20 protein-coding genes are annotated in these 20988 nt (G+C 64.4%); 7 read left to right on the top strand and 13 right to left on the bottom strand.

All coding sequences use genetic code 11. The features are described 5' to 3' along the window. Position 1: 1 nt before the first annotated feature. A complete protein-coding gene (locus AWB66_RS15985; RefSeq protein ID WP_087631255.1) occupies positions 2-1087 on the bottom strand; it encodes an HlyD family secretion protein in 1086 nt (361 codons plus the stop codon). A gap of 177 nt (positions 1088-1264) precedes the next feature. Continuing rightward, positions 1265-2170 (bottom strand): LysR family transcriptional regulator, encoded by a 906-nt coding sequence (locus AWB66_RS15980; protein ID WP_087631254.1) that lies wholly within the window; start codon positions 2168-2170, stop codon positions 1265-1267. 149 nt (positions 2171-2319) lie between these two features. On the opposite strand from AWB66_RS15980, the gene AWB66_RS15975 reads away from it, so the two are divergent. Further along, positions 2320-2856, top strand: coding sequence for a carboxymuconolactone decarboxylase family protein (locus AWB66_RS15975; RefSeq protein ID WP_087631253.1), 537 nt, complete (start codon positions 2320-2322; stop codon positions 2854-2856). Between the two features lies 1 nt (position 2857). On the opposite strand, the gene AWB66_RS15970 is transcribed toward AWB66_RS15975, so the two are convergent. From AWB66_RS15970 to AWB66_RS15960, 3 genes are all read right to left on the bottom strand, one after another. Then, the gene (locus AWB66_RS15970) at positions 2858-3622 is read right to left on the bottom strand and encodes a slipin family protein (protein ID WP_087631252.1); all 765 of its coding nucleotides are present in this window, start codon (positions 3620-3622) and stop codon (positions 2858-2860) included. Positions 3623-3768: 146 nt separating this feature from the next. After that, positions 3769-5187: an NfeD family protein gene (locus tag AWB66_RS15965; protein ID WP_087631251.1), complete on the bottom strand. Its 1419-nt coding sequence runs from the start codon at positions 5185-5187 to the stop codon at positions 3769-3771. A gap of 127 nt (positions 5188-5314) precedes the next feature. Then, entirely contained in the window at positions 5315-5785 is a 471-nt protein-coding gene (locus AWB66_RS15960) for a hypothetical protein (RefSeq protein ID WP_087631250.1), read from the bottom strand. 126 nt (positions 5786-5911) lie between these two features. Between AWB66_RS15960 and AWB66_RS15955 the strand changes: the two genes are divergently transcribed. Together AWB66_RS15955 and AWB66_RS15950 are read left to right on the top strand one after the other, a co-directional pair. Beyond that, positions 5912-6331 (top strand): secondary thiamine-phosphate synthase enzyme YjbQ, encoded by a 420-nt coding sequence (locus tag AWB66_RS15955; protein WP_087631249.1) that lies wholly within the window; start codon positions 5912-5914, stop codon positions 6329-6331. Between the two features lie 37 nt (positions 6332-6368). Next, positions 6369-7649, top strand: coding sequence for an aspartate carbamoyltransferase (locus AWB66_RS15950; RefSeq protein ID WP_087631248.1), 1281 nt, complete (start codon positions 6369-6371; stop codon positions 7647-7649). A 70-nt stretch (positions 7650-7719) separates the two neighbouring features. Here the strand turns inward: AWB66_RS15950 and AWB66_RS15945 are convergent, their stop codons facing one another. The 4 genes from AWB66_RS15945 to AWB66_RS15930 form a co-directional block, all read right to left on the bottom strand. After that, a complete protein-coding gene (locus tag AWB66_RS15945; protein ID WP_327354658.1) occupies positions 7720-7932 on the bottom strand; it encodes a BrnA antitoxin family protein in 213 nt (70 codons plus the stop codon). Continuing rightward, positions 7853-8254 (bottom strand): BrnT family toxin, encoded by a 402-nt coding sequence (locus AWB66_RS15940; RefSeq protein WP_327354645.1) that lies wholly within the window; start codon positions 8252-8254, stop codon positions 7853-7855. Before AWB66_RS15940 ends, AWB66_RS15945 begins: the two co-directional genes overlap by 80 nt. Before the next feature lie 111 nt (positions 8255-8365). Beyond that, positions 8366-9145 carry a CDP-diacylglycerol diphosphatase gene (locus tag AWB66_RS15935; RefSeq protein ID WP_235021132.1) on the bottom strand — a complete coding sequence of 260 codons (780 nt, stop codon included), beginning with the start codon at positions 9143-9145 and terminating at the stop codon, positions 8366-8368. Between the two features lie 177 nt (positions 9146-9322). Beyond that, the gene (locus AWB66_RS15930; protein ID WP_087631245.1) at positions 9323-10525 is read right to left on the bottom strand and encodes a Fic family protein; all 1203 of its coding nucleotides are present in this window, start codon (positions 10523-10525) and stop codon (positions 9323-9325) included. A gap of 313 nt (positions 10526-10838) precedes the next feature. Between AWB66_RS15930 and AWB66_RS15920 the strand changes: the two genes are divergently transcribed. From AWB66_RS15920 to AWB66_RS15905, 4 genes are all read left to right on the top strand, one after another. Further along, positions 10839-11675, top strand: a complete 837-nt coding sequence (locus AWB66_RS15920; protein ID WP_235021131.1) for a DUF3034 family protein — start codon at positions 10839-10841, stop codon at positions 11673-11675. 2 nt (positions 11676-11677) lie between these two features. Beyond that, positions 11678-12112, top strand: coding sequence for a group I truncated hemoglobin (locus tag AWB66_RS15915; protein ID WP_087631242.1), 435 nt, complete (start codon positions 11678-11680; stop codon positions 12110-12112). A 146-nt stretch (positions 12113-12258) separates the two neighbouring features. Then, entirely contained in the window at positions 12259-12825 is a 567-nt protein-coding gene (locus AWB66_RS15910; RefSeq protein WP_087631241.1) for a methylamine utilization protein, read from the top strand. Between the two features lie 8 nt (positions 12826-12833). After that, complete coding sequence (locus AWB66_RS15905) at positions 12834-15152, top strand: putative bifunctional diguanylate cyclase/phosphodiesterase (protein ID WP_087631240.1); 2319 nt, start codon at positions 12834-12836, stop codon at positions 15150-15152. A 52-nt stretch (positions 15153-15204) separates the two neighbouring features. On the opposite strand, the gene hydA is transcribed toward AWB66_RS15905, so the two are convergent. Genes hydA through AWB66_RS15885 form a run of 4 tightly spaced genes read right to left on the bottom strand, consistent with a single transcriptional unit; the run spans position 15205 to position 20916 of the window. Then, positions 15205-16680, bottom strand: a complete 1476-nt coding sequence (gene hydA / locus AWB66_RS15900) for a dihydropyrimidinase (protein WP_087631239.1) — start codon at positions 16678-16680, stop codon at positions 15205-15207. Positions 16681-16700: 20 nt separating this feature from the next. Next, positions 16701-18212, bottom strand: a complete 1512-nt coding sequence (locus AWB66_RS15895; RefSeq protein ID WP_087631238.1) for an NCS1 family nucleobase:cation symporter-1 — start codon at positions 18210-18212, stop codon at positions 16701-16703. A gap of 43 nt (positions 18213-18255) precedes the next feature. After that, positions 18256-19542 (bottom strand): NAD-dependent dihydropyrimidine dehydrogenase subunit PreA, encoded by a 1287-nt coding sequence (preA, locus tag AWB66_RS15890; RefSeq protein ID WP_087631237.1) that lies wholly within the window; start codon positions 19540-19542, stop codon positions 18256-18258. Between the two features lie 39 nt (positions 19543-19581). Then, on the bottom strand, positions 19582-20916 hold the full coding sequence (locus tag AWB66_RS15885; protein ID WP_087631236.1) for an NAD(P)-dependent oxidoreductase: 1335 nt from the start codon (positions 20914-20916) through the stop codon (positions 19582-19584). Positions 20917-20988: the final 72 nt, after the last annotated feature.

The raw sequence follows: 20988 nt of genomic DNA, 5'->3' as shown, positions 1-20988 counted from the left end.
GTCAGTTCGCGCCGCCGAGATGGACCTTGACCGTCGCCGAGAGGCCCGGGCGCAGCACCGCCTGCATCTCTTTCGGCACGTCGAGCCGCACGCGCACCGGCACGCGCTGCACGATCTTCGTGAAGTTGCCGGTCGCGTTTTCGGCGGGCAAGACGCTGAAGGTCGCGCCCGTCGCCGGCGCGAGGCTCTCGACGCGGCCGTGGATCGGCACGCTCGACGCGTCCAGATCGACATCGACTTCATCGCCGACGCGCATCTTCTTCAACTGGTCTTCCTTGAAGTTGGCGTCGATCCACAATCCCGTCGACGGCACGATCGTCAGGAGCGACACGCCCGTGTTCGCGAGCATCCCGACGCGCGCCGTCCGATTGCCGACGTAGCCGTCGACGGGCGAGCGGATGGTCGTGTATTCGACGTTCAGTTCAGCGACGCGCCGCGCGGCTTCGGCCGTCGCGACACGCGCGTTCGCATCGGCGATCTGCGCCTCGATCACGGCAAGTTCGCGCTTCGCCGCGACGAGCGACGCGCCGCTCTTGTCCACCGCCGCGTTCGCCTTGGTGTAGTCGGCGTCGGCGCGCTCGACGATCTGGCTCGACACCGCGTCGTCCTTCACCAGTTCGCGATAGCGCGAGCGATCCTGCGCGCTTCGCGTCATTTCCGCCGACGACGCGCGCACTTCCGCCTGCTGCTGGTTGATGACGGCGGCCTGCAATTCGCGCTTCGCCTGCCATTCGACGACAGCCGCGCGCGCGCTCGACACTTCAGCGCTCGCCTGCGCGAGACGGGCGTCGTAGTCGCGCGAATCGAGCTGCACGAGCACTTGTCCCGCCGAGACGCGCTGGTTGTCCTGCACGAGCAATTCGGTGACGAAGCCGTTCACCTTCGGCGCCATCACCGTGACGTTGCCGCCGACGTAGGCATCGTCGGTGGACTGCACGAAGCGCAGCACCAGCGCCCAGTAGGCGATGGCCGCGATCACGACCGCGCCGACGAGACCCAGCGCGAGCAGCATCCACGGAATGCGCCGCGCCGGCTTTTGCAGCGCGGGCACGACGGCAGGGGAAACATCGGTAGAAGGGCTGGACATTGTCGATTAAAGTGCATATGCACCGTAGAGGGTGGAGAAGCGCCTCGAAAGGCACTTGCGATTACGCGAAAGGCTAAATGTGCATATGCACCGAGTCAAGGCGCATTGCGCACACGAGTGAATGACGCGGGCAGCAACAATCGGCCGGAAGGCTTGCGGAGCGGGCGTTCGCGCGGATTACGCGGCCGCGCTGTCGCCGAAAAATTCCGTCGCGTGATCGACGAATGCACGCACTTTTGCCGGAAGCAGCGCGCGCGTGCTGTAGGCGAGCCGGATTTCGATCGCCCCGCTGACGAGTTCGAAGCGATCGAGCAGCGTCACGAGTTGCCCCGACTCGATCTCGCGCTGCACGAGTCCAACCGGCAAAACGCCTATGCCGCAGCCCTGCAACACCATCTGCCGGTTGAAATCGGCGCTGTTCGACGCGATGTCGAAGCGCATCGGCACCGTTGTCTCCTCGCCGCCGATGCGAAACGTCAGTTCGGGCTTGCGGATCGACGCCGACATCGGCACGAATTCGTGATCGACGAGTTCCGACGGATGGCGCGGCGCCGGGTGCGTCGCGAGATAGCCGGGCGTCGCGACGAGTGCGAGTGGGATGCGTTCGAGCAGGCGCGTGACGACCGTGTCGCTCGTCAGCATGAAGGGCAGGACGAGCGCGAGGTCGTAACCTTCGGCGACGAGATCGACCGGCCGCTCGGTCAGCGTCACGTCGAGCCGGACCTGGCGGTGCCGCTGCCTGAACGACGCGATCAGCGGCACCAGCCGGTGGACGGTCGCGGTTGTATGCGCGACGAGCCGCAGGACGCCGGTCGCCTCGCTGGCATTCGTCGACGCGCTTCGTTCGAGCGCTTCGAGTTCGTCGAGCAGCCGCGAGCAGCCCGCGAAAAACTGCTCGGCGGTCTCGGTCAGCGAAATCTGGCGCGTCGTGCGGTTGAAGAGCCGGCTGCCGAGCCGCTGCTCCAGCGTCGAAATCGCGCGCGAGACGACGGGCGGCGTCACGCCGAGAATATCGGCCGCGCGCGTGAAGCTTTTCGCCTCCACCACCGTGCAGAACACCTTCAGGGTCGTCAGATAGTCCATCGGCTTCCTTCGCCTTTCTTGGGGATGATCGGTATCGTGAGCCGATCGAGCATGTTTGAGAGATTTTTCGGCATTAACACGCTCATCGCGTTGCCATAAAGTTCACTCAAGCCACACGGATGGCTGTTCACACGACTCAGGAGCTCACCATGTCACGTCTTTCGCAAATCAACGTCAACGAAGCAACCGGCGCCGCCGCCGATCTGTTCGCCAACATCAAGCGCGCCGCGGGCCGCGTGCCGAACGCCTACGCGACCGTCGGCACGCACAACCCGGCCGTGCTCGCCGCCGCGCTCAACGGCGACGCCGTGCTCGCCAAAAGCAGCCTCGACAAGCGCGACCTGGAAGCGATCAAGCTCACCGTCAGCGAAATCGCCGGTTGTGATTATTGTGTCGCCGCGCATACCGCGATCGGCAAGATGGTGGGATTGTCGCTCGAAGAAACGAAGCAGGTTCGCGCCGGCGTCCCGACCGGCAACGCGCAGCGCGACGCGCTCGTGCGCTTCGTGCGCCGTGTCGTGTTGACCTCGGGCACGGTCGAGCGCTCGCATCTCGACGACGTGCGCGCGGCGGGCTACAGCGAGGCCCAAGTGGTCGACGCCCTCTTCGCCATCAGCGTGATCGGGTTCACGAATCTGTTGAACCGCGTGAACGATACCGAGCTCGACTTCCCCGCCGTCCAGTGAGCTAGTCTTTCTTCAGCCGGTCGAGCAGCGACGTGATCAGGTCGATCGGCATCGGGAAGACGATGGTCGAGTTCTTGTCGCCGGCGATGGTGGTCAGCGTCTGCAGGTAGCGCAACTGCATCGCCTGCGGCGCCTGCGCGAGCATCTGCGCGGCCTGCAGCAGTTTTTCGGACGCCTGCAGTTCGCCTTCGGCATGAATGATCTTCGCGCGGCGCTCGCGTTCGGCTTCGGCCTGGCGGGCGATCGCGCGGATCATCGTCTCGTTGATGTCGACATCCTTGATTTCCACGTTCGACACCTTGATGCCCCAGGCGTCGGTCTGCGAGTCGAGCACGCGCTGGATGTCGGCATTCAGGCGCTCGCGCTCGGCGAGCAGTTCGTCGAGTTCGTGCTTGCCGAGGATCGCGCGCAGGGTCGTCTGCGAAAGCTGGCTCGTGGCGTCGAGAAAGCGCGCGACCTGGATCACGGCCTTCTCCGGATCGACGACCCGGAAGTACACGACCGCATTCACCTTCACCGACACGTTGTCGCGCGTGATGACGTCCTGCGGCGGCACGTCGAAGACGACGGTGCGCAGGTCCATGCGCACGACCTGCTGCACGGCCGGAATGATCAGCACGAGGCCCGGCCCCTTCACCTTCCAGAAGCGCCCGAGCATGAACACGACGCCGCGCTCGTATTCGCGAAAGATGCGGATCGCCGAAAAGAGCACGAGGACGATCAGCGCGACCAGCACGCCGGTGAAGCCGAATGTGATGCCCATCATTGTTCTCTCCTGTCGGTCAGAGTTGGCGCTTTAGCGCTTACTCTGACCCCATGCAACTCTGTTGCGTCGGTCAGAGTTAGCGCTTTAGCGCTTTACTCCGACCCCATGCAACTCTGTTGTGTCGGTCAGAGTTAGCGCTTTAGCGCTTACTCTGACCCCATGCAACTTGTTGCATGGGTAGCTTCGTTCACGACTTCGACGGTCAGCGTCAGGCCGTGGCGCGCGGTCACGCGCACCTTGCCGCCGCGCGCCGGCAACGCATGCGCGCCCGCGCTCTGCACGCGCCAGCGCTCGCCGCGAACCGTGGCCCAGCCGCTCTCGCCCGCCGCGTGGATTTCGTCGCCGAGCATCACGCCGACGCTTCCCAGCATCGCCTCAGACCCGCTGACGACCGGCCGCCGGCTCGCCTTCAACGCCACCGCCGATACCGAAAAGATGAATAGCGCGGTCACGATGGCGAGCCCCGCCACGACGCCCACGGGAATGCCGAAGCCCGGCACGTCGGTGTCGATCAGCATCAGCGCGCCGATCGAAAACGCGACCACTCCGCCGATGCCGAGCGTCCCGAAGGTCGGCAGGAACATTTCCGCGACGAGAAAGCCGATGCCGAGCACGATCAGCCCAAGGCCGACGAAGCTGATCGGCAGCAACTGGAGCGCGAACAGCCCGACGAGCAGGCAAATCGCGCCCGCGACGCCCGGCAGCATGAAGCCGGGATTCGAGAATTCGAAGAAGAGCCCGTACATGCCGATCATCACGAGAATCAGCGCCACGCTCGGGTCGGTGATCGTCGCGAGGAAGCGGCTGCGCCAGTCGGGCAGCAAGGTGATGACGGGCGCGCCTTTCGTCGCGAGGACGTGCTCGCCTGTCAGCGTGCGCACGCGGCGGCCGTCGAGTTTCGCGAGGAGATCGGGAATGTCGGCAGCGGTGAGATCGATCACGCGCTGCGCGAGCGCCTCGCTCGCCGACAGGCTGACCGCTTCGCGCACCGCGCGCTCGGCCCATCCGGCGTTGCGGCCGCGCAGTTGCGCCAGTCCGCGGATATAGGCGGCGGCGTCGTGGACCTGCTTGCGGGTTTCGGTCGATTCGCCGGCTTGCGTCCCCGACGCCGCCGAGGCGCTCGCCTCCGGCTTCGGCGCGCCGCTCGTGCCGATCTGGATCGGCGTCGCGGCGCCGAGATTGGTGCCCGGCGCCATCGCGGCGACGTGGCTCGCGTAGACGATGTAGGTGCCCGCGCTCGCCGCCCGCGCGCCGCCCGGCGCGATGAACGACACGACCGGCACCGGCGAGGCGAGGATCGCCTTGATGATCGAACGCATCGAGAGATCGAGGCCGCCAGGCGTATCGAGTTCGAGGATGGCGGCCTGCGCGTGGTCGTCGGCGGCGCGCGCGAGCGACCGGACGATGAAGTCGGCGCTCGCCGGCCCGATCGCGCCCGACACCGCGATCACGACGACAGGCGCATTCGCGGCGCCGGCCGCCCCGGCAATGGACGCCACGCCGAACAGGAGCGTCGCGAACAGCGCGGCGCAACGGCAAAGCAGGCCAAACGGATTCGTTCTCATCGATGAAAACCGGCGGCGCGCGAGCGTCGTGAGCCCGTTGCCCCGGTCCCTCGCTTGTGCTGTCCAACGATGCGGGTCTCACCTCAAGCTTAGGCCAAATTCGCCCGCTTGCCCGAAACCGTCACGCTCACGGACGCACGACGCTCCGGTCGATCACCTTGTCGACGTCGGCGGTTTCGCCGAGTCCGGATATGAAGCGCGCGCGGTCGAAGTCGCGCGCGACGCAGCCGTCCACGTAGATGAACCGGCGTTGCAGCGTGAGCCACAGGCTGGTTTTCTCGCGCCATTGGGTCGATGCGTTCAGCGAGGCGAGGCGCCGCGTCACGCTTTCGGCGATTTCCTTGTCGTAGAGATAGCTGTTCGACAGCCGGCAACGCCCGGCGATCCAGCAACTGTTGCCGCGCTCGATGCGGTAGTGCGCTTCGTCGTTCCATTCCTGCGGCGTTTCGAAGGGGCCGGACGGCGCCGGGCACCCGGCGATCGCCGACGAAATGGGCATGAAAGGATCGTCGCCACGGTTGGCGCGCGGTTCGTCGGCGAGGGCGAGCGCGGCGGGCAGCCATAGGAGCGACAGCAACACGCGGCTTGCAAAGGACATGGCGGCAGACCGGAAAACGCGAATGACAGCCCAAGCATAGTCGCGACGCGCGCCCTGTCCAAACGCCTTGCAGCCGATACACTTGAAACACCGGCCCGAAGACCGCGCCCGAGCGGAGACACCGACATGAAACAGGCACTGCATCATCTGACGGTCGCGACGCGCACGCGCGGCCTGCACGAATTCACCGCCGAAATCGACACGTGGATCGACCGCCAGGACATCCGCACCGGGCTTCTGACGGTGTTCTGCCGGCATACGTCGGCGTCGCTGCTGATCCAGGAAAACGCCGATCCCGACGTGCGCACCGACCTCGAACGGTTTTTCGAGACGATCGCGCCCGAGTCGCCGGATCGCTACGTGCACGACGCCGAAGGCCCCGACGACATGCCTGCGCACCTGCGCACCGCGCTGACGACGGTGCAACTGTCGGTGCCGGTCGAAGCCGGACGGATGCTGCTCGGCACGTGGCAAGGCATTTATCTGTTCGAACACCGGCGCGCGGCGCATCGGCGGGAAGTCGTCTTGCATCTGATCGGCGAGTAACCTACTATACGCTCCGCGTACATCACCCGGAGCGAACATGGCAGCCGTTCAGCAGCAAACCGTCCTGCGCGACGCAATGCGCCGTCTCAACATGACCCGCGACGCGTTCGCGAGCCGCATCGGCGTGACCCGGCGGGCGCTCGACACCTGGCTTCTGCCCGACGGATCGCCGGAATCGCGTGCGATGCCGGAAATCGCCGGCCGTTATGTCAGCGAGATTCTCGAACGCGCGCCGACCGAGCGCGAATATACGCAGAGCGCATATTCGGCGATTGCATTCGAAGGCCGCGCGCATCTGCTGTCCGTCGATCAGTTTTCGCGCGATGCAGTAGAGGCGCTCTTTCGCGTCGCCGATACGATGCAGCCCATCGCGCGCCGCCAGAAGATCACGCGCGTGCTCGAAGGCGCGGTGCTCGCGAACCTGTTTTTCGAAGCGAGCACGCGCACGCGCGTGAGTTTCGGCGCGGCGTTCTGCCGGCTCGGCGGCTCGGTCTGCGACACGACCGGCTTCACCTTTTCGTCGATGGCGAAGGGCGAATCGATCTACGACACGAGCCGCGTCATCAGCGGCTACGCCGATGCGCTCGTCGTGCGGCATCCCGAGCAAGGTTCGGTGGCGGAATTCGCGCGGGCGACCAACATTCCGGTCATCAATGCCGGCGACGGCCCCGGCGAGCATCCGAGCCAGGCGCTGCTCGACCTGTACACGATCCAGCGCGAATTTTCGCGTATCGGGAAGATCGTCGATGGCGCGCATATCGCGATGGTCGGCGATCTCAAGTACGGCCGCACCGTGCATTCGCTCGCGAAACTGCTCGCGCTCCATCGCGGACTGAAGTTCACGCTGGTGTCGCCCCGTTCGCTGGAAATGCCCGACCACATCGTCGAGCAGATCGCGCGCGGCGATCACGTGATCGAGCAGACGGCCGACCTGCGCGCCGGACTGAAAGGCGCCGACGTCGTGTACGCGACGCGCATTCAGAAGGAGCGTTTCGCGGACGAGTCGATCGAAGGCTATACGCCGGACTTCCAGATCAACCAGGCGCTCGTGGACGCGGTGTGCGGTCCCGACACGCTCATCATGCATCCGCTGCCGCGCGACGGCCGCCCGGGCGCCAACGACCTGAGCACGGACCTGAACCACGATGCGCGGCTCGCGATCTTTCGCCAGACCGACAACGGCATTCCGGTGCGCATGGCGATCTTCGCGATGCTGCTGGGCGTCGAGCATCAGGTGCAGCATTCGATGCGCGATGCCGCCTGGCGCTCGCCCGCGTATGTCGGTCCGGACGATGCGGTGTTTCACGGGATCGACTAGCGTCGCGAGAGGACAAAAGCCGCTGGCGTTTCGTTCAGCGGCTTTCGTGGATGGATCAGCGGCAGGGGTATTACGCAGCCCGGTGCGTCTTCAGCCACTCGCGCAACGCGTCGTTCATGCGCGTCTGCCAGCCGTCGCCCGTCGCCTTGAACGCCTCGACGATGTCGGCGTCGTAGCGCACCGTCAGTTGCACTTTCGGCGACTCAAGACGTGGCCGGCCCAGCGGTCTCATCCTTGCGAACTGTTCGTCGGAAGGGACGAACGTGTCCGGGTCCGCGTCGATCCCCCGCTGGATCTCGGCTTCCTCTTCGGGTGTGTTCCTGTAGAGCTTCGATTTGCTGTTCATAACGTTCGACTTCCCGGTTGTTTGCCTTTCGCAGACTAATGATGCGCATTGCCGCGTTTCGCTGCGTGAAGACCACGCAATAGAGCCGCCCGGTTATCGGCACGTAGCCGATCTCGCGCACCTCGCCGTAATCGTGACGATCGTCGGCATATGACATGACGCGCGGCCAATCGATTTCCCGCGCGAGCGCGAGCGAAACACCGCGATCCCGTTGGTTCGCTTCGTCCTTCGCAGGATCGAAGATGATTTCGATGTGCATTATTGTAGTTACAGAAAAGTGGTTTTGCAAGCGGTCCTGGCGAACGTCAAGGCGCCGCATGCCGGCCGCAGACCGAATACTCATCTTGCCGATAACCCTCACCGCCCGTCGTCACTTTTTGTCGCTGCGACCCCGCTCTTTTGCCACCGCGCAACTGTGATCCTGCAACTCCTCCGACGAAGCCCAGTCGCCCGGCTTGACGTGATCGTTGAGCAGATAAAACGCAGGCGTGCCGTCGCGCAGCGTGGCGCCCGCGAGCAGCAGCGTCTGCTCGGCCATCACCTGCCCTTCTCGCGCGACGTCGGGTGCCAGCAGCTTGAACGGATCGGTGCGCGCGAGATCGGCGTCGTCGATGCGGCGGATGCGATACGCATGGCCGCGCAGCAGAACCGGAAACGGCGACCAGTCGGTGCCCGCGCGCGGCCCGTATTCGCGCAGCGCCGCGACGACGTCCGGCGCGAGGCAGTCGATATGGATATGCAGTTGGTTCTGCGTGCGCCCGTACGCCGAGTTGATCGCAAGCGAGAGCGTGTCGCGCGGCATGTCGCGATCGAGCGCCTCGTCGACGAAGCGTCGCGCCTGCCACGCCGCGCGAAAGTAGTTGGGCGTTCCGGGCACGAGCAGATCGGCGCTTTCGATGCCGCCAATGCGCGTCGTCGGAATCAGCAGATATTGCGCGACGCCGACAATATCCTTCAGCACCGCATAGCCGCCCGCGAGATTCACGTCGATGCATTTCTGCGCGATGTCGGCGCCTTCGGCCGCGGGAACACACGAATCGTGGACGATCTCCCAGAGCGCGTTCGGATTGTGGGCACGCGCGCAGGGCGCGGCGCAGGCGAGCGCGATGGAGACGAAGAGCGCGGCGAGGGAAGTCGATCGTTTGATCATGGCGACTTGCATCGTAGCCGCGTTTTGTGACGGCCTGCGCATCACATCGCCGGGGAATGCAAGTAGTCGCGATCATGCGCCGCGCGTCCTCGCATTCATCGTGGCTTTTTCGGGCCGCCCAGATATATGCGCACCGCTTCCGGCGGTCGTCATCGGTCGCGCCGATGACGCCGCATGTCAGTCGGCATCGACTTCCGGCCAGAGTCGCGGAAACACGAAGCGCAGGCTCTTCAACGGCAGCGCAAATGACAACGGGTCCCGGTGCGTTGCTGACTGCAAGATGCCGAAATCCAGCAGGCTGCGCGTGATACGGCGCGACGTCGCATCGCTCTCCCCCAGTATCCGGCTGAACTCCGCGCGTGAAAGCGGTCTGAGGAGCGCCACGGCTTCGAGAGCAAGCAATGCCTTGTCCGGCTTCACGACAGATCGTTCCGATCCGACTTGCCACGGATTGGCGTCGAGATAAACGAGCAGGTCGCGCAGTCGCGAGCGGATGCCGTCGAAAGCCAACATACCGAGCATGAAATCGACCTGATCGAGACAACAATCCAGAAAGTAGTGGACGAACCTGACAAGTTCCTCCTGCGAGAGATTGCCCCGGCCATCCAGATCGTTTCTTCGCCGCTGATCTGCCGCTGCCAGTCGGGCGTAATACTCGTCGTGGGTGCGAGCAAAACCGCGCAACGGCGACCATAGTCCATCCGTCAGCCCGAGCGCATGGAGCGTGAGATGCGAATGCAAACGGCAGACGCGTCCGTTGCCATCGATAAAGGGATGCACCCATGCGAGACGCTGATGTGAACACGCTGTCGCAATGAGCTGTAGTTCCGAGCCCTTGATCCGCGTGTATCGGGTGCTCCATTCCCTCAACAGGTCGGGGATCAACTCCGCTGGCGGTGCAAGGTGATTGCCCACCTTCACCATTCGATCTCTGAGCGCGCCGGGCACGATCTGCTGATGCTCCGACGTAGCGCGAGACTCGGCTGGCAGGCTTTCGAAGAAGAGTCGATGGATCAGCGTGACTTTGTCGGTGTCGAACAGCGCCTCAGCGCGAAGATCCCGCCATTTCGCTTTGAGCGCCTCCTCCGCCCGGATATGCGCTATCGCTGCGAACTGTCGCCCGCGTTCATCGGAGTCGTGCGAATAATGCGTTTCCAACGCCCGCTCGATGCTTGCGGGCGTGGTGTGCTGGCCCTCGATCTTGTTCGAGTAGTACGAGTTCATGCTTCGGAGAAGCGGAGCCAACGCGGCCGCAACCGGGCCACGATCCTTGGCAAGCAGCGCGCGAGATTTGGTTGCAAGTACGGACGCCTTGTCGATGAGCGCGTGGAGCACGCGCTCTTCAGGAAAAAGCGGCTGAAATGAACTGACGTCAGTCATGCGAGCGTTGTCATGTAGGGTTGGCTGTAGGGTTTATTGTAGACAACAGTGACGTACTGTATATTTAAAATCAATACATTAAACAATTTTATGTAGAGTTGATTGTAGAGTTTAAAGTAGGGTTCATCGCCCGGCATCGTCTTGGCGACAAACCCGTCGTCCCACCTCAAGTGCCGCCCCCGCCTGCCGTATACGAAAGGAAAGGGCACGTCCGTCCACACGGACCGCAGCCCATCCTTCAGCCTCGCCAGCCCCCATCGAAATGCATGCAAGAACAAAAACCCGACAGCTGGGCATCGCCATCGCAGCGTTGATGTCCATCTCGACCGCCACCCACGCCGACGTCCCCGCGACCGGCGGGAAGCTTCTCCTGACCGGCGGCGTCTCCGAAGTCGAAGGCGCCGCGGGCGGCGGCCTGACACCCTGGGCCGTGATCGGCGGCTATGGCACGGCCGGCCAGTTGGGCGGCAACGGGCACGGCACCTACGTCAGAACCCAGGACTACGCGCTGTCGACTTATGGCGGGATGGTCGGCGTTGCGAACCGCGTCGAGTTTTCACTGGCGCGGCAGACCTTCGATACACGCGATGTCGGCGCGCAACTCGGCCTCGGTTCGAACTACAAGTTCAATCAGAACATCTTCGGCGTGAAGGTACGGCTCTTCGGCGATGCGGTGCTCGATCAGGACACGTGGCTCCCGCAAGTCGCCGCCGGTATCCAGTTCAAGCACAACGAGCAAGGCGACGTCGTCAGGGCGGTGGGCGCGGCCAGCAATTCCGGCACCGATTTCTACGTCTCCGCGACGAAGCTGCTGCTCGCGAAAAGCCTGCTTCTGAACGGCACGGTGCGCTTCACCAAGGCAAACCAGTTCGGCCTGCTCGGATTCGGCGGCGACAAATCCAACGACTACCACGCCGAGTTCGAGTCGTCCGTGGCTTATATGCTGTCGAGAAGCATCGTGATCGGCGCCGAGTACCGCACCAAGCCGGACAACCTGAGCTTCGCCCGCGAACAGAACGCCTACGACGCGTTCGTCGCGTGGGCGCCGACCAAGCATGTCGCGCTGACCGCCGCCTATGTCGCACTCGGCGACATCGCGACGATCAAGAATCAGCGCGGCGTCTATCTCTCCTTGCAAGCAGGGTTCTGATCATGATGCGCGTCTTCCATTTCGCCGCCTCGGCGATCATCGCGGTCGCGGCGCTCGCGAGCGTCAATGCTCACGCCGACGATTCGCTCTATCGCGAGTTCGGAGAGAAACCGGGGCTCGTCAAGATCACCGACGATCTCTACGACAAACTTCTCGCCGATCCGCGCACGCAACCCTTTTTCGAGGACGCGCCGATCAAGCGCATCAAGCAGAAGCTCGTCGAGCAGTTCTGCGTGCTGCTCGGCGGCCCTTGCGAATACACGGGCCGCACGATGAAGCGCACGCACGAAGGGCAGAACATCGACCGTGCCGCGTTCAATGCGCTGGTCGAGGACCTGCAGGACGCGATGGACAAGAACGGCGTGCCCTTTCATGCGCAGAACAAGTTGCTTGCGAAGCTCGCGCCGATGTATCGCGACGTCCAGGATCGCGAATAAGCCGCGGCTCAAGTACGCAGGCGGCGTGCCGTTATCCCGCTAAGCGCGCGTCATTTTCGCGCATGGCAATCAACGAAGACATTCAGATGCGACTCAGCACACGATTATCGGCGGCACTCGCGTGCTGCGCAGCAGGACTCGTTACGATGAGCGCGCAGGCCGCGAGCGTTCGCGTACAGATCGTCGACCAGGCGGGCGCCGTCGTGCCCGACGCCATCGTCTATGCGATGCCCGTCAACGGCAAGATACCGGCGACGAAGCCGGCAGGCGCGGTGATCGACCAGGTGAAGCGCCGCTTCGTGCCGCTCGTGTCCGTCGCGCAGACCGGCGCCGCGATCACGTTTCCCAACAAGGACAACATCGAGCACGACGTCTACTCGTTCTCGCCCGCGAAGCGCTTCGAGCTGAACCTGTATCACGGCATTCCCGCGACGCCGGTCGTCTTCGACAAACCCGGTCTCGTGGTGATGGGCTGCAACATCCACGACTCGATGATCGCGTATCTGCTGATCGTGGATACGCCCTGGTTCGCGAAGACCGATGCAAGCGGCCAGGCCACCATCGACAATCTGCCCGCCGACGCCTATCGCGTCACCGCGTGGCACCCTCGCATGAGCGATCCGAACGCGCAGCCCACGCAGAAGGTCGGCGCAGGCACCGGCGACGCGGCGAAATTCACCTTGCAGTTGAAGCCCGAACAGAAGGTCGAATAGGCGCGCCGATGCGACTCCACAGCCTGCGTGCGCGGATTGCGCTGGTTTTCGTCCTGCTGATGCTGGCCGTGCAGGCGGCCGCGTTCGTCGTCATCAATTCGGTGATCACGTCGAACGCGCACCGCAACGCGAACGAGCAGTTGGCGGTCGCCGAGCGCGTGTTCAAGCAAGTGCTTCGAAGCAACGGCGAAAAGCTCACGCAGGCGGCGAGCGTCGTCGCGGCGGACTTCGGCTTCCGGCAGGCCATCGCGTCGCATGACGAGAAAACCGTGGCCTCGGCGCTCCGGAATCACGGCGACCGCATCCACGCGGATATCGTGATGCTCGCGGACCTCGACGGCAAGCTGATCGCCGACAGCAGCGGCCCCGCGCACGAAGGCATGCCCTTCCCGTTCCCGAAACTGCTGCGCGCCGTGGAGCGCAATGGCGACGCCTCGGCGATCGGCATGATCGACGGACGGCCGTACCAGCTGGTCGCGGTGCCGATCAAGGCGCCGTTGCCGATCGCGTGGGTCGCGATGGGTTTCGTCATCGACGACGACATGGCGCGCGAGATGAGCAGCCTGACCTCGCTCGACGTGTCGTTCATCGACCAGCGCGCCGACGGCCACTGGACCGCGCTCGCGAGTTCGTTGCCCGCAGCCGAGCGCCGTGCGTTGCAGGACCCGTCCAATCTGTCCGAAGAAAACTACGCGACGCGGCTCGTGCTCCTGAAGTCCGAAGGCGAGCCCGTTGCCGTCATGCTGCAACGTTCGCTCGCCGAGGCGCTCGCGCCGTTCCGGCGCCTGCAAACGACGCTCTTGCTCATCACACTCGCGGGCGTGCTCGTGTCGATCGTCGGCAGCATGTTCACGGCGCGCAGCGTCACGCGGCCGATCGCGGCACTCACGCAGTTTTCGCGGCGCATCGGCCAGGGCAATTACGCCGAGCCGATCGACGTGAAGCACCATGACGAAATGGGCGAACTCGCGAACGCGTTCAATCAGATGCAGCACGGCATCGCGGAACGCGAGCGGCGCATTACCGAACTCGCGTACATGGATCGCCTGACGGGTCTGCCGAACCGCGCGCTCTTTAACGACCGCCTCCAGCAGGCGATCGGCGTGGCGCTGCGCGCCGAGCATCCGCTCTCCGTGATGATGATGGACCTCGACCGCTTCAAGTATGTCAACGACACGCTCGGGCATCCCATCGGCGACCTGCTGCTGTGTGAAGTCGCGAAGCGCCTGCGCTCCGCCCTTCAGCGCGATACCGATACGGTCGCGCGTCTGGGCGGCGACGAGTTCGCCGTGCTGCTGCCCACCGACGACATCGACGCCGCGAAGCTGATCGCCAACCGGATGCTGAAGGCGCTGGAAGAACCGATCACGATCGAAGGGCAACTCGTCGATGTGGGCGCGAGCATCGGCATTGTCACCTGCCCGCTTAACGGCGCCGACATGAACGTGCTGCTGCGCCGCGCCGACATCGCGATGTACGTGGCGAAGCGCGCGAATGCCGGTTATGCGCTCTACGACGAACGCCACGACCAGAACAGCGCAGAGCGGCTTTCGCTGATGAGCGAGTTGCGGCAGGCAGTCGAGCACGATCAGTTGACGCTCTACTATCAGCCGAAGGTGGACCTGAGCACGCACAAGGTGAAGTACGTCGAGGCGCTGGTTCGCTGGGACCATCCGACGCGCGGCTTCATCTCCCCGGACCAGTTCATTCCGTTTGCCGAGCAGACCGGCTATATCAAGAGCATCTCGCGCTGGGTGGCCGACAAGGCCATCCAGCAGTGCTCGCTGTGGCACGCGCAAGGCATCGAACTGGCGGTCTCTGTGAACGTGTCGGCGCGCGAGTTGATCCAGTCGTCGCTGCCCGACACGTTCAGTGCGCTACTGCGCAAGTACCGCGTGGCTCCCGAGTGGATCTGGATTGAGATCACGGAGAGCGCGATCATGGACGATCCGAATCACGCCATCGAAACGCTGGACCGCCTGCATGCGCTCGGCATTCGCCTGTCGATCGACGACTTCGGCACCGGCTATTCGTCGCTGTCGTATCTGAAGCGCATGCCCGTCGACGAGTTGAAGATCGACAAGTCCTTCGTGATGGGCATGTTCGATCACAAGGACGACGAGACCATCGTGCGTTCGACCATCGACCTCGGTCACAACATGGGACTGAAGGTGGTGGCGGAGGGTGTAGAAAGCGAAGCGATGCTGCTGCGCCTGAAGGACCTGCGCTGCGACCTCGCGCAGGGCTTTCATCTGAGCCGGCCGCTGCCGCCCGCGAAGCTGGAGGCGTGGCTGCAAGAGTGGCAGGAATCCGCCGAGACCGCATGAAAAAGCCCGCGTTCGTGAGAACGCGGGCTTGCCTTCAGATGAGACGCGAGGCTCAGGCGGTTCTCGCCTTGTCGCCTTCACGCTCGACCGGATGCGGTTCCTTCAGCTTGTTGGCGACGCGGGTCGCTTCGAAGTAGCCGGGGTTCGGCGGGCGCTTCAGGTACTGGCCCGCACCGCGGACCGCGCGCAGGTCGCCATCGGCCCACGCAAGCGCGCCGCGCGTGAGCGTGTGCGTCGCGACGCCTTGCACCGTCATCCCTTCGAACACGTTGAAATCGACCTTCTGATGATGCGTGTTCACCGAGATCGTCTTGCTCGCAGCCGGGTCCCAGACGACCAGGTCCGCGTCCGCGCCCACCTGCACCGCGCCCTTGCGCGGAAAGAGATTGAAGATCTGCGCGGCGTTGGTCGAGGTGACGCACACGAACTCGTTCGGCGTCAGGCGCCCCTTGTTCACGCCGTGATGCCAGAGCACCGACATGCGATCCTCCACGCCGCCGCAGCCGTTCGGAATCTTCGTGAAGTCTTCGCGGCCCATCGCCTTTTGCGACGCGCAGAAGACGCAATGATCGGTGGCCGTGGTGTGAAGCTGGCCCGACTGCAGGCCCCGCCATAACGCCTCGCGATGCTCGGCCGCGCGAAACGGCGGGCTCATCACGTGGGCGGCGGCACGCGTCCAGTCCGGATCGCGATACACCGATTCGTCGATCACCAGATGCCCCGGCAGCACTTCGCCGAACACGCGCTGTCCTTCATTGCGCGCCCGCGCGATCACGTCGACGGCATCCTTCGCCGAGACGTGCACGATATAGATCGGCACGCCGAGCACCTGCGCGATGCGAATCGCGCGATTCGCGGCTTCGCCCTCGACTTCCGGCGGACGCGACAGCGGGTGCGCTTCGGGTCCCGTAAAGCCGCGCGCAAGTAGTTGCTTCTGCAACTGAAAAACGAGCTCGCCGTTTTCGGCATGCACGGTAGGCAGCGCGCCGAGTTCGAGCGAGCGTGTGAAGCTGTTCACGAGCACTTCGTCGTCGGCCATGATCGCGTTCTTGTAGGCCATGAAGTGCTTGAAGCTCGACACGCCGTGATCGTGCACGAGCGTGCCCATGTCGCGATGCACCGATTCGTCCCACCACGTCACCGCGACGTGAAAGCCGTAGTCCGCCGATGCCTTCTCCGCCCAGCCGCGCCACTCCCTGAACGCGTCCATCAGCGGTTGCTTCGGGCTCGGGATCACGAAGTCGATGATGCTCGTCGTGCCACCCGACAGTCCCGCCGCCGTGCCGGTGTAGAAGTCGTCGCTCGCGGTCGTGCCCATGAAGGGCAGTTCCATGTGCGTGTGCGGATCGATGCCGCCCGGCATCACATATTGCCCGCCCGCATCGACGATCTGCGTGCCCGCGGGCATGTCGAGATCGAGGCCGATCGCGAGGATCGTGCCGCCGTCTGTGGCATCGGCACAGAGCACGTCGGCGCGGTAGGTGCGATCGGCGTCGATCACCGTGCCGCCGCGTATCAGGATCGTCATGTTGCTGTCTCCTCGGAAAGTCATGCGCTCGCGACGCGCGTGCTGGGGCTCTTGCGCAGCTTCATCCATGTGCCATAGACGATCGACGCAAGCGCGAGCCCCACGAACCACGCATAGGTGTAGAGCGTGTTGAAGAACGCCGGCACGCTCGGAAACGATGCCGGAAAGGCGGTATGCAGAAAGCCGGGCAGGTTCGGCAGCACGCCGATCACGAGCGCCACGACCGCCGCGATGTTCCAGCCGCCGGTATAGCTGTATTCGCCGTTCTCGTCGAAGAGTTCGCGCGGATCGAGCCGGGTCCCGCGAATCAGGAAGTAATCGACCATCAGGATGCCCGCGACCGGGCCGAGCAGCGCCGAGTAGCCGACGAGCCACGTAAAGATATAACCCTGCGTCGTCGCGAGAATCTTCCACGGCATCATCACGATGGCAATGGTCGCGGTAATCATGCCGCCCGCGCGATACGAAATGCCCTTCGGCCAGAGGCTCGAAAAATCGTAGGCGGGACCGACGAGGTTCGCCGCCAGGTTGCAGCACATCGTATCGAGCGTCAGGATGACGAGCGCAATCCCCACGCCGATGCCCGTCATGCGACTCGTCAGGTCGATCGGGTCCCAGATGGCCTTGCCATAGATGACGACCGTAGCCGACGTGACCACGACCGAGATCACCGAGAGGAGCGCCATCGGTCCGGGCAAGCCGATCGACTGTCCGATCACCTGATCGCGCTGAGAGCGGGCGAAGCGCGTGAAGTCGGGAATATTGAGCGCAAGCGTGGCCCAGAAGCCGACCATCGCGGTGAGACCGGGCCAGAAGGTGGCCCAGAAGAGCCCCTCCTTCTTGCCGCCCGCGACGAACTGCGAAGGCGCCGAGAGCATCGAGCCGATGCCGCCTGCCTTCGACGTGGCCCACCACACGAGCGCGATGCACATCACGACCTTGATCGGCGCGGACCAGCTTTCGAGCCAGCGGATCGAATCGGTGCCATGCACGATGAAGTAGATCTGCAACGCCCAGAATACGAGAAAGCACGCGAACTGGCCGATGGAGATGTCGATGAACGGCAGCGCCGCGCCGTGCAATGCGTTGCCCGTGAGAATGTTCGCGAGCGTGTAGATGGCGCTGCCGCCGAGCCAGGTCTGGATGCCGTACCATCCGCACGCGACGATCGCACGCAACATCGCGGGCAGCTTCGCGCCCTGCGTGCCGAACGAGGAGCGCACGAGCACCGCATACGGAATGCCGTGCTTGGCGCCCGCATGGCCGATCAACAGCATCGGCACGAGCACGATCAGGTTGCCGAGCAGCACGGTCGCGACCGCCTGCCACGGCGACATGCCCTCTTCCGTGAGACCCGCTGCAAGCATGTACGACGCGATGTTCATCACCATCCCGACCCATAGCGCGGCGAAGTGATACCACTTCCACGTGCGTTGCGCGGGACCGGTCGGCGCGAGATCGTCGTTATAGAGGCTGCTGCCTTGCGCGCTGGCCGCGAAGCCCGGATCGACGTCATGCGCAGTCTGGTTCATCGATGCATCTCCACTCGAATCGTTGTGATGGCGACTTTCAATGTCAAGCCGCCTTGGCGGGCTCTTCGGCATCGACGCGCGCCGGGTTGTTCGGATGCGTGGTCCAGTTCGCGTATTCGCCCGCGTCCACGCGCTCCATCGTGATGCATTGCTCGACCGGGCAAACATGCATGCACAAATTGCACCCGACGCATTCGGCATCCACCACGTCGAAATGACGCACGCCGTCCTTCTCGCGCGTGATCGCCTGGTGCGACGTGTCTTCGCATGCGATGTGGCACAGGCCGCACTTGATGCACTTGTCCTGGTCGATGCGCGCCTTGATGTCGTACTTGAGGTTCAGGTACTTCCAGTCCGTGACGTTGGACACCGCGCGGCCGCGGATGTCGTCGAGCGTGGCGTAGCCCTTCTCGTCCATCCAGTTCGAGAGGCCGTCGGCGAGATCGGAGACGATCCGAAATCCATAGTGCATCGCCGCCGTGCACACCTGTACGCTGCCCGCACCCAGCACGATGAACTCGGCGGCATCGCGCCAGTTAGTGATGCCGCCGATGCCGGAGATCGGCAGGTTCGGCGTTTCGATGTCGCGTGCGATTTCCGCAACCATGTTGAGCGCGATCGGCTTGACCGCCGGTCCGCAATAGCCGCCGTGCGTGCCCTTGCCGTCGACGGTCGGCATCGGCGCCATCTCGTCGAGATCGACCGCGACGATCGAGTTGATCGTGTTGATGAGCGATACGCCGTCCGCGCCGCCCTTGTACGCGGCGCGCGAACCGACGCGAATGTCGGTGATGTTCGGCGTGAGCTTCACGAGACACGGCAGCTTCGTGCCTTCCTTGACCCAGCGCGTGACCATCTCGACATACTCCGGCACCTGGCCGACCGCCGCGCCCATGCCGCGCTCGCTCATGCCATGCGGACAGCCGAAGTTGAGTTCGACGGCGTCAGCGCCCGTGTCCTCGACGAGCGGCAGGATCCATTTCCAGTCGCGCTCGTTGCAGGGCACCATCAGCGAGACGATCAGCGCGCGGTCCGGCCAGTCGCGCTTCACTTGCGCGATCTCACGCAGGTTCACGTCGAGTGGACGGTCGGTGATCAGTTCGATGTTGTTCAGTCCCGCCATGCGCTGGCCGTTCCACTGCACCGCGCCATAGCGCGAGCTGACGTTCACCACATGCGGATCGAGTCCGAGCGTCTTCCACACGACGCCGCCCCAACCCGCCTCGAAGGCGCGGTTGACGTTGTAGGCCTTGTCGGTGGGCGGCGCGGACGCAAGCCAGAAAGGATTCGGCGAAGTGATGCCGGCAATCGTGCAACGCAGGTCGGCCATGTCGATGGGCTCCGTATCGTGTTCGTGGGGTCTTGCCGGTCAGGCGGCCTTGATGGCGGTCAGCGCGAACGAAGCATCGATCGACGCCGCCGCGAGCTTGCCGTCCTGCACCGCCTGCACCGTGAGGTCGAGTCCTTCGTGCCTCGCGCAGTCGCCGCCGGCCCATACTTTGGCGAGCGTCGTCTGACGGTTTTCATCGGTGGCGATGCGGTTGCCGTCGAGCGTCAGCAGTTCGTTCTCCAGTCCGACAGCGACGAGCGTCTGGCCGATCGCCTTCAGCACCATGTCGGCTTCGATCATGAAGCGCTCGCCTTCGCGCTCGAACTCGACGGCGCTCACGCGACCATCGGCACCGATCATGCGTATCGGCCGCGCATGCGTGACGAGCGTGACGCCGTTCATCTGCGCGAACTCGCGCTCGGCCCAGGTTGCGCTCATCTGTTCGACGCCGCGTCGATACACCATCGTTACCGAATCCGCCCCGAGCTTGCGGCTTTGCACCGCCGCGTCGACCGCCGTGTTGCCGCCGCCGATCACCACCACGCGCCGGCCGACGGGCACGGTCGCGAGATCGTCGGCCTGCCGCACTTGCTCGATGAAATCGACCGCGTTCATCACGCCCTCGAGCGCTTCGCCATCGAGCGCAAGCGCACGTACACCGCCAAGTCCGATCGCGAGGAACACTGCGTCGTATTGCTTGCGAAGATCGTCGAGCGTCACATCGCGGCCTAGCATCACGCCCTGTTTCAGTTCGATGCCGCCAATCGAGTAAAGCCATTCGACTTCGCGCTGCGCGAAGTCCTCGACGGTCTTGTACGCCGCGATGCCGTATTCGTTCAGACCGCCGGGCTTCGCGCGCGGATCGAAGATCGTCGCGCGATGGCCGGCAAGCGCAAGGCGATGTGCGCATGCGAGCCCCGCGGGTCCCGCGCCGACGACCGCGATATGCCGGCCCGTATCGGCGGCGCGTTTGAACAGATGTTCGCCGCGCGCCATCGCCCAGTCGGTGGCGTGCCGCTGAAGTGCGCCGATCGCGACCGGCTTGTCGCCCGGATGATTGCGTACGCATGCGCCTTCGCAAAGAATCTCTGTCGGGCAGACCCGCGCACACATGCCGCCAAGCGGATTTGCCGAGAGAATGTCGGTCGCCGCGCCCTTCAAATTGCCGTTGCCGATCTTGCGGATGAAGCTCGGGATGTCGATGGACGTCGGGCACGCCTGAATGCACGGCGCGTCGTAGCAATAGTGACAGCGGCTCGATGCCGCCGCGGCGGCGGTCGCGTCGAGCAAGGGCGCGACGTCGGAGAACTCGCACGCGAGCTGTTCCTGCGAGAGGCGATGCGCCGCAATGTCGCCGGTTTGCTTCATGGTCATACGCGTTCCTTCGTCAAGATGAAGACGTAGCCGTGCCCGCCGGCTTCGCGCAACGCGAAGCCGGGACGGCGC

The sequence above is a fragment of the Caballeronia telluris genome (assembly GCF_001544495.1).
Classification (GTDB): Bacteria; Pseudomonadota; Gammaproteobacteria; order Burkholderiales; family Burkholderiaceae; genus Caballeronia; species Caballeronia telluris.
The sequence above is the reverse complement of the archived record's forward strand: the minus strand, read 5'-3'. Positions and strand labels throughout refer to the sequence as shown.

Bases quoted from the DNA above. Each gene is read 5' to 3' on its own strand.
- AWB66_RS15985 (WP_087631255.1), bottom strand. From the start codon at position 1,087: ATGTCCAGCCCTTCTACCGATGTTTCCCCTGCCGTCGTGCCCGCGCTG.
- AWB66_RS15980 (WP_087631254.1), bottom strand. From the start codon at position 2,170: ATGGACTATCTGACGACCCTGAAGGTGTTCTGCACGGTGGTGGAGGCG.
- AWB66_RS15975 (WP_087631253.1), top strand. From the start codon at position 2,320: ATGTCACGTCTTTCGCAAATCAACGTCAACGAAGCAACCGGCGCCGCC.
- AWB66_RS15970 (WP_087631252.1), bottom strand. From the start codon at position 3,622: ATGATGGGCATCACATTCGGCTTCACCGGCGTGCTGGTCGCGCTGATC.
- AWB66_RS15965 (WP_087631251.1), bottom strand. From the start codon at position 5,187: ATGAGAACGAATCCGTTTGGCCTGCTTTGCCGTTGCGCCGCGCTGTTC.
- AWB66_RS15960 (WP_087631250.1), bottom strand. From the start codon at position 5,785: ATGTCCTTTGCAAGCCGCGTGTTGCTGTCGCTCCTATGGCTGCCCGCC.
- AWB66_RS15955 (WP_087631249.1), top strand. From the start codon at position 5,912: ATGAAACAGGCACTGCATCATCTGACGGTCGCGACGCGCACGCGCGGC.
- AWB66_RS15950 (WP_087631248.1), top strand. From the start codon at position 6,369: ATGGCAGCCGTTCAGCAGCAAACCGTCCTGCGCGACGCAATGCGCCGT.
- AWB66_RS15940 (WP_327354645.1), bottom strand. From the start codon at position 8,254: ATGCACATCGAAATCATCTTCGATCCTGCGAAGGACGAAGCGAACCAA.
- AWB66_RS15935 (WP_235021132.1), bottom strand. From the start codon at position 9,145: ATGATCAAACGATCGACTTCCCTCGCCGCGCTCTTCGTCTCCATCGCG.
- AWB66_RS15930 (WP_087631245.1), bottom strand. From the start codon at position 10,525: ATGACTGACGTCAGTTCATTTCAGCCGCTTTTTCCTGAAGAGCGCGTG.
- AWB66_RS15920 (WP_235021131.1), top strand. From the start codon at position 10,839: ATGTCCATCTCGACCGCCACCCACGCCGACGTCCCCGCGACCGGCGGG.
- AWB66_RS15915 (WP_087631242.1), top strand. From the start codon at position 11,678: ATGATGCGCGTCTTCCATTTCGCCGCCTCGGCGATCATCGCGGTCGCG.
- AWB66_RS15910 (WP_087631241.1), top strand. From the start codon at position 12,259: ATGAGCGCGCAGGCCGCGAGCGTTCGCGTACAGATCGTCGACCAGGCG.
- AWB66_RS15905 (WP_087631240.1), top strand. From the start codon at position 12,834: ATGCGACTCCACAGCCTGCGTGCGCGGATTGCGCTGGTTTTCGTCCTG.
- hydA (WP_087631239.1), bottom strand. From the start codon at position 16,680: ATGACGATCCTGATACGCGGCGGCACGGTGATCGACGCCGATCGCACC.
- AWB66_RS15895 (WP_087631238.1), bottom strand. From the start codon at position 18,212: ATGAACCAGACTGCGCATGACGTCGATCCGGGCTTCGCGGCCAGCGCG.
- preA (WP_087631237.1), bottom strand. From the start codon at position 19,542: ATGGCCGACCTGCGTTGCACGATTGCCGGCATCACTTCGCCGAATCCT.
- AWB66_RS15885 (WP_087631236.1), bottom strand. From the start codon at position 20,916: ATGACCATGAAGCAAACCGGCGACATTGCGGCGCATCGCCTCTCGCAG.